Source organism: Pedobacter nutrimenti (assembly GCF_032678445.1).
Classification (GTDB): Bacteria; Bacteroidota; Bacteroidia; order Sphingobacteriales; family Sphingobacteriaceae; genus Pedobacter; species Pedobacter nutrimenti_A.
Genome location: NZ_JAVTSQ010000004.1, coordinates 72,392 through 84,764 on the forward strand (window position 1 = coordinate 72,392; position 12,373 = coordinate 84,764).

General features: G+C 41.5%; 10 protein-coding genes. 7 read left to right on the plus strand and 3 right to left on the minus strand.

The genetic code is table 11. The features are described 5' to 3' along the window. The first annotated feature begins 79 nt into the window (after positions 1 to 79). On the plus strand, positions 80 to 1,474 hold the full coding sequence (locus R2S08_RS07875; protein WP_316834646.1) for a POT family MFS transporter: 1,395 nt from the start codon (positions 80 to 82) through the stop codon (positions 1,472 to 1,474). Between the two features lie 37 nt (positions 1,475 to 1,511). Here R2S08_RS07875 and R2S08_RS07880 read toward each other — a convergent pair whose 3' ends face one another. Together R2S08_RS07880 and R2S08_RS07885 are read right to left on the minus strand one after the other, a co-directional pair. Further along, positions 1,512 to 2,780, minus strand: a complete 1,269-nt coding sequence (locus tag R2S08_RS07880; RefSeq protein ID WP_316834647.1) for an RNA polymerase sigma factor — start codon at positions 2,778 to 2,780, stop codon at positions 1,512 to 1,514. After that, entirely contained in the window at positions 2,780 to 3,121 is a 342-nt protein-coding gene (locus tag R2S08_RS07885; protein WP_316834648.1) for a YciI family protein, read from the minus strand. The genes R2S08_RS07880 and R2S08_RS07885 overlap by 1 nt, the downstream gene beginning before the upstream one ends. 116 nt (positions 3,122 to 3,237) lie before the next feature. Here R2S08_RS07885 and R2S08_RS07890 point away from each other — a divergent pair, with 116 nt between their 5' ends. The 3 genes from R2S08_RS07890 to R2S08_RS07900 all read left to right on the plus strand — a co-directional run bounded on the left by R2S08_RS07890 (position 3,238) and on the right by R2S08_RS07900 (position 5,531). Continuing rightward, a complete protein-coding gene (locus R2S08_RS07890; RefSeq protein ID WP_316834649.1) occupies positions 3,238 to 3,660 on the plus strand; it encodes a DUF1801 domain-containing protein in 423 nt (140 codons plus the stop codon). Between the two features lie 221 nt (positions 3,661 to 3,881). Beyond that, on the plus strand, positions 3,882 to 4,466 hold the full coding sequence (locus tag R2S08_RS07895; protein ID WP_316834650.1) for a Crp/Fnr family transcriptional regulator: 585 nt from the start codon (positions 3,882 to 3,884) through the stop codon (positions 4,464 to 4,466). Positions 4,467 to 4,550: 84 nt separating this feature from the next. Then, on the plus strand, positions 4,551 to 5,531 hold the full coding sequence (locus R2S08_RS07900) for a zinc-binding alcohol dehydrogenase family protein (RefSeq protein WP_316834651.1): 981 nt from the start codon (positions 4,551 to 4,553) through the stop codon (positions 5,529 to 5,531). Positions 5,532 to 5,699: 168 nt separating this feature from the next. On the opposite strand, the gene R2S08_RS07905 is transcribed toward R2S08_RS07900, so the two are convergent. After that, positions 5,700 to 7,610 carry a glycoside hydrolase family 97 protein gene (locus tag R2S08_RS07905; RefSeq protein ID WP_316834652.1) on the minus strand — a complete coding sequence of 637 codons (1,911 nt, stop codon included), beginning with the start codon at positions 7,608 to 7,610 and terminating at the stop codon, positions 5,700 to 5,702. 226 nt (positions 7,611 to 7,836) lie between these two features. On the opposite strand from R2S08_RS07905, the gene R2S08_RS07910 reads away from it, so the two are divergent. Genes R2S08_RS07910 through R2S08_RS07920 form a run of 3 tightly spaced genes read left to right on the plus strand, consistent with a single transcriptional unit; the run spans position 7,837 to position 12,356 of the window. Then, the gene (locus R2S08_RS07910) at positions 7,837 to 9,384 is read left to right on the plus strand and encodes an alpha-N-arabinofuranosidase (protein ID WP_316834653.1); all 1,548 of its coding nucleotides are present in this window, start codon (positions 7,837 to 7,839) and stop codon (positions 9,382 to 9,384) included. Between the two features lie 4 nt (positions 9,385 to 9,388). Continuing rightward, positions 9,389 to 10,372 carry a glycoside hydrolase family 43 protein gene (locus R2S08_RS07915; protein ID WP_316834654.1) on the plus strand — a complete coding sequence of 328 codons (984 nt, stop codon included), beginning with the start codon at positions 9,389 to 9,391 and terminating at the stop codon, positions 10,370 to 10,372. Between the two features lies 1 nt (position 10,373). Further along, the gene (locus R2S08_RS07920) at positions 10,374 to 12,356 is read left to right on the plus strand and encodes an alpha-L-arabinofuranosidase C-terminal domain-containing protein (protein WP_316834655.1); all 1,983 of its coding nucleotides are present in this window, start codon (positions 10,374 to 10,376) and stop codon (positions 12,354 to 12,356) included. The last annotated feature ends 17 nt before the right edge of the window (positions 12,357 to 12,373 follow it).

The window sequence follows — 12,373 nt, forward strand, 5'->3', positions numbered from 1 at the left end:
TAGATTTTGGTTAATATCCTGTGGGTTTAAGTTAATACCTGATTATTTTGGAGCTAAATAAATCAGCAGATTTACGGATATGGCCTATCCTAAAAGTTTACCCTATATTATTGCTAATGAAGCCGCTGAACGTTTTAGTTTTTATGGTATGCGATCCATTCTAACTACCTTTCTGGTGGTACAGTTTTTCAATCCTGCCTTAAATCCTTCCTTACAAGGCATTGCAGAAGCACAGGCCAATGAGGCTACGCATTTTTTTGTATCATTGGCTTATGCAGTTCCTTTCCTTGGTGCTGTTGCAGCCGATTGGTTCTTTGGAAAATATAAAGTTATCCTTTGGATATCGATTTTGTATTGTTTTGGACATCTGATTCTCTCTATGTTTGAGAAAGACTTTGACGTATTCAGGATTGGGCTTGTTTTGATTGCAATTGGGGCTGGAGGTATAAAATCTTGTGTGTCTGCCAATGTGGGAGATCAGTTCAATGCAGAGAATAAGCACTTGCTCACAAAGGTTTACGGATGGTTTTATTTCAGTATTAATGCGGGGTCTGCTGTTTCCACATTAGCAATCCCGTTGGTCTATGCAGCTTATGGGCCTAAATGGGCATTTGGAATTCCCGGGATTTTAATGGCAGTGTCTACATTAATTTTTTATTCTGGCCGCAAAACTTATGTTCGTGTTCCACCGGCTGGTATAAAAAAAGACAATTTTCTTTTTATTTCTGTCTATGCATTGGTCCATTTTTATAAAAGGAAGCCCGGTACCTCATTACTGGATGTTGCTAAAGAAAAGTTTAATCCGGAGAAAGTAGAAGATATCAAAGCTGCATACCGGGTGATCGGAATTTTTAGTTTCATTCCATTGTTTTGGGCTATGTGGGATCAAAACCTTTCTGAATGGGTCTTACAGGCTGGAAAGCTGGACCGACATATTTTTGGTTACGAGCTGTTGTCTCAACAGGTGCAGACCGTGAATCCGTTCTTCCTACTGTTGTTGATCCCGGTATTTAATTATGGTATTTACCCTTTCTTTGAGCGCAGAGGTATAAAGACTAGTCCGTTGAGGCGAATCGGAGCAGGACTTATATTGATGGTAATTTCTTTTGTTATTGTTGCCATCTTACAAGGGGATATTGATAAAGGACTTAGCCCTTCCATTTGGTGGCAGGTTTTGGCTTATTTTATTTTGGCTGCGGCAGAGGTTATGGTGTCTGTGACCTGCCTTGAATATGCTTATACACATGCACCAGCCTCTATGAAGAGTACGATGGGGGCGGTATGGTTGCTCACTATTGCTATCGGAAATGTTTTTACGGCCCTGGTCAACCACAGCATCTCCAATCAAGGCTTTTTATCTTCATTTCAGGGAGCCAGTTATTACTGGCTTTTTATTGGATTAATGCTGGTGTTGATCCTGATCTATCTGGTTGTTTCTCCGAGAATAAAGGAACAAAGCTATTTGCATCAGTAAATTAGTGTATCCTTTACAATTAGGATGAAATAAACAATCAATTAATTTTGTTTTTACCCTGTTTGTTTTCTTTGATCCGTTCAATTTCCTTTGCCAAGGTTTGTTTTTCTGTTTTGGATTTTGTTAGCCCAATCGCCTTCTGGTAATGGTTAGTGGCTTTTTCCGAATCAATATTGGTGTATAAGTGACCCAATAATCCATGGTAATAACTGTTCTCATTGAGCTTTAGTTGCTCGGCTTCATGAATTGCTTTTTCATTTCCATATACGCGTGCAAAAGCGAAGGTTCTGTTCAGTGCTGTTACCGGCGAATACTCTATCAGGATAAGTTGATTGTACAATTGCAAAATATGTGGCCATTTATTCTCATTTGCCAATGTCGTATGCCAATAGGCAATACCCGCCTCCAAATGGTACTTAGAGACTTCCAGACCATCACAAGCATTTACCAAATAGTAATTGCCTTTTTCAATCAATGTTTGATCCCACAAACTTTTATCCTGCTGTTCAAATAGAACAACTTCTCCGTTGTCATTTATCCGCGCTTCCAGGCGAGAACTCTGAAAGCACATTAATGCAAGTAAGGCATTGGTTTGTGGTGTATTGGTAAATTGATTTTTTATAAGAATCAATGTTAACCGGACAGCTTCAGCGCATAGTTCCTTTCGGATCAATTGGTTGTCGGTTTTTGAAAAGTAACCTTCGTTAAACAGTAAATACAAGGTTTTTAAAACAATATCAAGCCTTTGCTGGACATCGGTTACGCCTAATTCCCTGATTTGAAAATTTTCATTTCGAAGATTATTTCTTGCTCTTTGCAGACGCTTTTTTATAGTTTCCGTTTTTGTTAAAAAGGCATTCGCTATTTCTTCTACGCTAAAACCACAGAGAATCTGGAGCGCCAGACAGATTTGTGCCTCTGTTGAATTTGTTGGGTTACATACAGCAAATATCATTGCCAGTTGGCTGTCTGCAATGATTTTAATGTCAAATTCAAAAGTATGACTCTCCTGTGCCGTTTCTGTTGGGAGTTCTTTTTTGACCTGGGTTTCAAAAATAGTCAGATGTTTGAAATAATCTTTGGCTTTGTTTTTTGCTACGGTATAAAGCCAGGCAGTTGGGTTTACAGGTACACCATTTACCGCCCAGTTTTCGGATGCTTTCAAAAACGTTTCGCTGGCAATGTCTTCCGCAATTTCAATGTGTCGCAAGCCAAAATAACGGCATAATACAGCCGTTATTTTGGTATACTCTTGTCTGAACAAGTGCGGTAGAATTGCTTCAGGCAAAATTGCGTTTTGCTGCATTAGTCGCGCTTTAAAACCTCTCTCACTTCAATATTGCCGCCGATCTTAAAAATAGGGTTGCTTTTTGCTAATTCAACGGCTTCTTCAATATTCTCTACTCTAACTATGATGTAGCCGCTTATAAATTCTTTGATTTCAGTGTAAGGTCCATCTGTTACCACATTGTCTGGCCGTACCGTTTTTGCACTTCCGGGAATTGGTAAAAGCGTGTTCCCTTTGTCGGCCAGTTTGTTCTGAGCAGCAATATGGCCAAGCCAGTTCATCCTTTCCTGCATTTGTTCAGGTGATGGTTTGAAGTCTGAGGTGTCGTTTAGTCTGAAAATTAATGCAAATTCTTTCATTTTTTTTATATTTATTGTCTGCCCTGATAACGATCCTGATTTCGATATGGGGACAAAATTCTTTCATTTTTTAAGAACATTTAATTTTGAATTGATTGTTCAAACCAAATATACGCATGGCAAAGAACAAAACCAGTGAGACAACAGCGAGCATTCGGGATTTCCTGGAAAAGATCAATGACCCGGTAAAACGAAAAGATAGCTATGTGATTGCTGCACTTATGGAAAAGCAAAGTGGATTTGAACCGAAAATGTGGGGAACTGCGATTGTTGGCTTCGGCAGCTATCATTATAGATACGAAAGCGGACATGAAGGCGATGCGCCTTTAATTGCCTTCTCACCCCGGAGTAATGCCATATCCTTATATATGGCTTCAGATTTTGAGGCTAAAGAAAAGCTACTACAGCAGCTGGGGAAACATAAAACAGGTAAAAGTTGTATCTATATTAAAAAGATTGAAGATGTTAATTTAGGTGTCTTAATACAGCTTATAGATCATTCGCTTGTACATATGAAACGGCTTTATCCAGAGTCTTGATTTCTATGATGCAGCTGCATAAAAAAAGGGACCAGATCTTACGACTGGCCCCTTTTCATTAAATTAACGCTCTCAACGTAAACCTACATAAAAGTTGCGATATGCAAAGAATTATTTTTATTTTTTTTTATCGGATGATAGATGACTTGATGAGCGGGTATTTGATGTAGAGGATGGGGTTGAATTATTATTAACTTAGCTTGCAGCTCAACTGCTTAAGTATGCTTTTTCATTTTAGAACAAAATTTCCTCAGTTAAATGTCTATTGGGACCGGTATCTGGAATTCCAGAAACGACTCGATATTCCTGCGAAGACAATATTGCTGGAAGAAGGGGAAAAATCGCAGAACTATATTTTTATAGAAAAGGGCTGTGTAAGGAGTTTTTTTAATAATAATGGTGAGGATAAAACGGTGCAGTTCTTTTTTGAAAACGAAGGGCTGACTTCTTTTGATAGTTTTGTTAATGATGTACCGAGTCAGTTTACCATTGAAACGATTGAGCCTTCCATTGTCTATTTACTGCCTAAAAAATACGTTACGCAACTAATGGAAGAATTAAGTACAGAGCCCGACTTTCTCCAAATGATCCTGCAAATTGCTGCACAGCGTCAAACCCATTACATTAACGAATTTGTTTCTTTTATACGGGATAGCCCTGAACAACGCTATGAGAAATTGCTGAAAGAAAGGCCACATATTGTGCAAAGGGTAGCACAGCACTATATTGCAGCTTATCTCGGTGTGAGTACGGTTCATTTAAGCCGGATAAAAAGTAAACTGGCTAAAGGCAAATCCCACTTTTAAACTTGATAACATATGTTATCGTCTTGGAAAATTACCACTGCCTACTTTTGTGATGTCTATTTCATTAAAGAAAAGATATAGAAAATGATAAAGATGAAAGCAGCGGTAATGTATCAAAAAGGCGAATTGCCTCAATATGTAGATTTCCCGGAACCAGAAGTGCAGAATGAAGATGAAGTTTTAGTTACAGTCAAAGCTGTTGCTGTTAAACACTTTGATAAAGGTGTAGCATCAGGTAAACACTATTCCAGTGAGGGGTTAAAAGAAAACGGGCGGGTGATTGGTGGTGATGGTGTTTGCGTACTCAAGGATGGGACCAGAGTATATGGAATGGGTGTGTGTGGTATGCTGGCTGAAAAGGCCACGATATATAAAGATAGGATCGTTAAGCTACCTTCGGCCTTGAGTGATGCGGATGCGGCAGCATTACCAAACGCAGTTATCGGTGCAGCGATGGGTTTAAGGTTTAAAGCGGAAATTCAGCCTGGGAAGGTGGTGCTCATCAATGGAGCTACTGGCTTTACGGGACGTGTTGCGGTGCAGATTGCAAAACATTATGGCGCTAAGAAAGTTATTGCAACCGGAAGAAATGAACAATCTTTACATGATTTGTTGTCATTAGGGGCAGATGAAGTCATTTCCATTAAACAGGATGAGGAAGCTTTTATTAAACGCTTAAAGGAAATCCATGAGGCTTCACCCATTGATGTGGTTGTTGACTATCTGTGGGGCCATGCGGCCGAGATGATACTGGCCAGTTTAAAGGGTAAAGGGTCGTTTACTCATAAAACAAGGTTCGTTTCTGTTGGTAGCATGGCTGGGGATTTGATTCAGCTATCAGCGGCGACCCTAAGAAGCGTAGATCTGCAGCTGACTGGCTCAGGCTTGGGAAGCTGGACGAAAGAGCAGGTAGGGAAACTTTTTTCTGAGATTTTACCGGAAATGTTTCAACTGTCTGCGGAAGGAAAGCTGAAAGTACAAACGCTTACCCATAGGCTGGACGATATATCAACGCTGTGGAATCTGGATATTCCTGATGGAAAACGCCTGGTTGTTGTTATTTAGTTTTTCGAAAAATCCTTGTGCTCTACTTCAAGGCTAACGATATCAGGTGCGCGAAGAGCGCACAGATTTCTGAGGCCTTTCCACAGAGCACAAGGATTTTTCGCAGCAAATTGCATAGGGAGGGAGCAGACTATGTAAGGAGCATAAAAATGATTCGGTTAGTCATATTCATTGCGCCAACACAAAGCCACCATTTCCCTTCAGTTCCACTTCATATTTCTGCGCAGTATTCACTTCGCTAATATCAAAGCTAAGCGGCTCTTTACCGTCATTGAAAAGTGTAGCTTTAGCCATTTTCAATGCAGACAAATCGAGTAAAACTTTCTTTGGTTTATTCTCTCCATTTATTCCAGCCACATACCATTTAGAACCACTTCTTCTGGCTATAACGACAAGTTTTCCAGGCAATCCATCTATGAATTTTACCTCATCCCAGTGTACAGGTAATGAACTCAAAAATGTTTTTACATCTGCTGGAACCTTAGCCATCCCTTCCGGCGATTCTGCATAATGCTGGATGCCAGAAAGAAACAACACACTGGTTGCCAGTTCAAAAGCACTGGTGGTTTTGCGGACTACATTTGTTGGGATTTTGTACAGGTTCATTGGTGTAAAATCCATCGGGTCAAACAGGTTGCGTGTAAAAGGGAGCATTGCTGCGTGTGTAGCTTCCATATCTGCCGCCTCCTGCATAAAGGTGACCATTTCAAAACCTTTTACGGCTTCAGTAGTCATTAAGTGAGGATAAGTTCTTGCCCAGCCTCTTGGTAAAGTTGCACCATGGAAATTAACGAGTAACTGGTAATCTGCAGCATCCTTTAGAATTTCCGTGTAATAAGCAATCATAGAGCGTCCATCACCATTAAAGAAATCGATCTTGACTCCTTTGATACCCATTTTTTGCAGGCGGCTGAATTCTTCTACCCGGCTTTCATGCGTTAGCAGTTTGTTTTTTGGATGATAGGGTACTGTATTCCAGCTTCCGGCAGAATTGTACCATAACAACAAGCCTACATTCTTTTTTGCAGCGTAGGCTGCAAGTTCAGTCACTTTTTCATAACCTATTTTAGTATCCCAATCTACATCTATTAAAGTGTAGGCCCATTTCATATCTGCAGCATAATCAATATACTTTTTTTGCTCCTCATAGGTAATAAATTCGTCCTTGCTCATAATCCAGCTCCAGGAAGCCTGGCCGGGTTTGATGAAAGAAGCATCTTTTAAGGATATCGCAGGCAGAGCCAGATCTGTTCCCAGGGTAGACTCCATAACGGTCTTTAAAGAACCAATAGCAATAATCCTCCAGGGAGAAGTCCAGGGACCTTTCGATTCCGGTAAAGATCCTTTGCCAGCGAAAACTTCTCTGGTGTCTGGAAAAGTAATCTGATACACCGGGCTGTCCGGTTCATTTTTTATAAAAGTGCCGCAATATTTGCCATCCATTCCGGCCTCTGTAATGGCCATCCAGACATCATTTGATTTAAAAAGAGCAGGATAAACCCAACCGGTTTTGGAAAACGTGCCGATGGCAACATCTTGCTGATAATTCTCTTCATAGGAAGGATTGGTGTGTTCCCAACCTGTTTGGGCCTCTGCTTTGTGCTGCAGCCAGGCTTTAGCCGTTTCGGGGAAATGATAACTGGTGTATTCTTTATTGACTGTACTAAGCAGATCTTGTTTCCCTGTAAACTCATAACGGAAAGCTACGCCATCGTTGGAAACCTGGAAAGTGACGCCAATCTTCTTTCCTTGTACATTACTCCATATAAATGTGCGTTTGTTGGCTTTATAGGTAATCTCGCGTTTCTTTGCATTCAGCATGTTGTAATGTGCTTCGGTGGTTTGAACAGGGGACACACTGCTTGTTTTTAGCTGATCGTGAAAAGAAAGGTCATTGATGTCTACGCCAAGAGCAGATTTTTGAAGTACTGGAACCTTGTTAAAATAGATACTGTATACCGGTTGACCTGAAGATACCGCTACATCAACTCTAATTTTATGGTCAGGGCTGGACAAGCTTTGTGCCTGTGAAAATGCAGTGCATAAAAGTAAAATCAGAAAGAGGAAATTGTGTTTCATTTGATGGTGATATTTGGTTATTAGAGTAAGTTTTTAAGTTATTAATCGTTAAATTAACATTTATTTTTTAGATGTCTGTTTTTTTTGTCTTTTTATTGTACTTTTAAATGTTGATTTAACGTTTAATGTTTTTTACTACTTTCGATTTATAATCATGAAGCATGGATCATGGTAAAATAATTCCTGCAGCAACCAAATTATAAACACATATTCCCGATAACATCTGATGAACCTACTCCAAAAAAAACTAACCAAATTCACATATGTCTGCTTGCTGAGTCTGGGCAGCCAAGGCTTGTTTGCCCAGCAAACTGTAGTTAAATTACATGCCGATCAACCATCCGGTATAATCAGCAAACATATTTACGGACATTTTGCAGAGCATTTGGGTCGATGTATTTATGATGGTTTCTATGTAGGTGAAAACTCGAGCATCCCTAATACGGCAGGGGTCAGAAATGACATCATCGCGGCGCTTAAGAATTTAAATATTCCAAACCTGAGGTGGCCTGGTGGTTGTTTTGCAGATCGCTACCACTGGAAAGATGGGATCGGGCCAAAAGGGCAGCGACCGTCTGTCGTTAATACCATGTGGGGTGGGGTAACAGAAGACAATAGTTTTGGTACCCATGATTTTTTGAACATGTGTAAATTGCTGGGTACTGAAGCTTATCTGGCCGGTAATACCGGAAGTGGTACCGTTCAGGAGCTTGCAGACTGGGTACAGTATGTGAATTTTGAAGGAAAAAGCCCGATGTCAGACCTGAGGGTAAAGAACGGACAAGTCAAGCCATGGAATGTGAAATTCTGGGGTGTTGGTAATGAAGCCTGGGGCTGTGGAGGCAATATGACGCCGGAATATTATGTAGGAGAATACCGCAAATACTCCACCTTTATGGAAGGAGGCAATCTGTTTAAGATCGCATCCGGAGCTAACGGAGACGATTACCACTGGACAGAGACCTTAATGAAGGGCATTCCATTACAGATGATGGACGGCATTGCCCTTCATCATTATTCCGTTCCGGTCTGGGATAAGAAAGGTCCCGCAACTGGTTTTACCGAACAGCAATATTTTGAAACCATGAAATCAGCTTTGAAAATGGAGGAACTTGTTGCCAAACATTCGGCAATCATGGATAAGTACGATCCAAAGAAAAAGGTTGCCCTTGTTGTAGATGAATGGGGTGGATGGTATGATGTAGAGAAAGACACTAATCCCGGATTTTTGTATCAGCAGAACACCATGCGCGATGCTATGATCGCCGGAGTGACCCTGAATATTTTTAATAATCACAGTGACAGAGTTAAAATTGCCAATCTGGCACAGTGTGTTAATGTACTTCAGGCTGTTATTCTAACCAATAAGGAAAAAATGTTGCTTTCTCCAACCTATCATGTTATGGAAATGTACAAAGTGCACCAGGATGCCACACTGCTTCCGGTAGAAGTAAAAACAGATGATTATGTTTTTGGACAGGAAAAATTGCCCTCGGTATCTGTCTCTGCTTCAAAAAATGCAGCGGGCCTAACACATGTTTCTGTGGTAAATATCAACAGCAGCAAAACTGAAGAGATTGAAATTGATGTAAACGGAGCAAAATTTAAAACAGTAAGTGGCAGGATACTAAGCTCTTCTAAAATAGACGATCACAATACCTTTGAGAAGCCGGATTATATAAAAGCTGTCCCCTTTAAAGGCGCTGTATTGAAAGATGGAAAATTAAAAGTGAAATTACCTCCTTTTTCTTTAGTTGTACTTGAACTTAACTAAAAGGATGATGAGAAAGAGTTTTAAAACCTCCGTTTTACGCAATGCCTGTTTGACGTTGTGCTTCCTGCCTGCATTCAATAGCTTTGCACAGTCTGTTAAAGTTGTGGAAGGCAATCCGATTATTAAAGACAAATACTCCGCAGATCCGGCAGCCCTGGTCTATAAAGATAAGGTCTATCTGTATACTGGCCATGATGAAGCGCCTGCCGGACAGGAACGTTACCTGATGAATGAATGGCTGGTCTACTCTTCTTCCAACCTGGTTGACTGGGAAGAACATCCATCACCACTGAAAGCCAGAGATTTTTCCTGGGCGAAAGGTGACGCCTGGGCCTCTCAGGTGATCGAGAAAAACGGAAAGTTCTACTGGTATGCAGCTGTTGAACATGGTCGTATTCCTGGAAAAGCCATAGGCGTTGCAGTTGCCGATAGTCCAATTGGTCCTTTTAAAGATGCCAGGGGCACAGCGCTGATTACCAATGATATGACTACAGATGTGAAGATCAGCTGGGATGACATCGACCCGACGGTTTTTATTGATGACGATGGACAGGCTTATCTTTACTGGGGCAATAGTCAATGTTATTACATAAAGCTCAAAGCCAATATGACCGAACAAGACGGCCCGATCCATAAAGTTGACCTGCCAGGATTTACTGAAGCCCCCTGGCTACATAAACGTAAAGGCTGGTATTATTTGTCTTATGCCTACCAGTTTCCTGAAAAGATCGCTTACGCCATGAGTCGTTCAGTAATCGGCCCCTGGGAATTTAAAGGTATTTTGAACGAAGTGGCTGGAAATTCCAATACCAATCATCAGGCCATCATTGATTACAAGGGCAAATCTTATTTCATTTATCACAATGGTTCCATTCCAACAGCAGGTGGCAGTTACCGAAGGTCTGTTTGTATAGACGAACTGTTTTACCGTACAGATGGCACCATGAAGCGCATCAAAATGACAACCGAAGGATTAAGAGGGAAATAATATGTTAAAACGATATTTAATTACGACCATAGCCGCATGTAGTCTGTTACATGCACAGGCACAAAAAAGTAAAACTTTTGTGGTGAACCCGGATCAGATCACAGCCCAGGTACAGCCTGAAATGTGGGGCGTATTTTTTGAAGACATCAATATGGGGGCCGATGGAGGTATATATGCTGAACTGATCAAGAACCGTTCTTTCGAATTCTATAAACCCTTCATGGGCTGGACGGTTCAGGGGCAAAAAAAACAGGAAGGCGATATATTGGTGTTGAACAAAGGGGAAGCAGATGCCAATAACCCTCGGTTTCTAAGGGTCGTGTCCAGGGGTTCTGACAAAGCTGATCTCAGCCTGACCAACGAAGGGTTCAAGGGTATAGGGGTTAAAAAGGACCTGAACTACGATTTTTCTATTTACTACAGAAATGCCAGCCCAGGCCTGAAATTGCATGCTGAACTGATCGATAGTACCGGTCGGGTAATTGGTACAGGTGTTTTAATACCCGAACATCAGGACAATCAATGGAGAAAACAATCCCTGAGCTTTTCTGCTTCTGAAACGCTAAATAAAGCCAAATTTAACCTTTGGTTTGAAGGTGCGGGGCAAATAGACCTGGACCAGATTTCCTTGTTCCCAGGCGATACCTGGAAAAACAGAAAGGGTGGTCTGAGAAGAGATATGGTACAAATGCTGGCCGATATGAAGCCAGGTTTTATTCGTTTTCCCGGAGGATGTATCGTAGAGGGGCATGAGCTTTCGACCCGTTACCAATGGAAAAAAACTATAGGGCCGGTAGAAAATCGCAAACTGATGGTGAACCGCTGGAACACAGAATTTGCCCACCGGCCATCACCAGACTATTACCAGACCTTTGGCCTGGGATTTTATGAATATTTCCAGCTTTCGGAAGACATAGGAGCAGAGCCACTTCCGATCCTGAATTGCGGTATGGCCTGTCAGTTCAATACCGCAGAACTGGTTCCGGTGGACGAACTGGATCCCTATATCCAGGATGCGCTGGACCTGGTCGAATTTGCCAATGGCGATGTGAACACCACCTGGGGCAAGGTTAGAGCCGACATGGGGCACCCCGAGCCGTTCCATTTAAAAATGATGGGTATTGGTAATGAGAACTGGGGGCCCCAGTATTTGGAGCGCCTGGCCTTATTTACCAAAGCAGTGAAAAGTAAATACCCTGAAATTAAACTGGTCAACAGCTCGGGGACAGACCCCAATGGCGAGCGTTTCGACCTCCTGAACCAATCGCTCAGGAAAGCGAAAGCCGACATTATTGATGAACATTACTACCGTTCTCCGGAATGGTTCCTGGAGAATGCCAGGCGCTATGACAATTATGACCGGAATGGCTCTAAAGTTTTTGCAGGCGAATATGCAGCGCATCCGAATGGCATTGTCAACCCTCGCGATAAGAACAACTGGAAATCTGCCATAGCTGAAGCTGCATTTATGACCGGTCTGGAAAGAAATGCGGCAGTGGTCCATATGGCCTCTTACGCTCCTTTATTTGCAAATGTGGAAGGCTGGCAGTGGACTCCGGATATGATATGGGTAGATAACCTCAGCGTATATGGTACCCCTAATTATTATGTGCAGCAATTGTATTCTCTGAACAAAGGAACAGATGTGGTGAGGATGCTGGAAGATGGACAGATCATTGCCGGACAAGATAGTATCTATGCTTCCGCAGTAATTGACAGAAACACCAAAGAACTGATCATAAAGGTTATCAATGCCTCTTCTTCAGCCAGCAACAGAGAGATCAATATTGCCGGAGGTAAAAAACTGGAAGCCAAAGGCCGCCTGATCTTATTGCAAAATCAGGATCTGAATGCCGTTAATACTTTTAGTAATGCTGTAAACGTGAGTCCTAAAGAGCAAAGTCTGACGATAAAGAGCAATCGTCTTTCTCTTCAGTTGAAGCCTTATTCCTTTAGTGTGATCCGCATAAAAATGAAATCATGACCAAGATACGCAGTAAA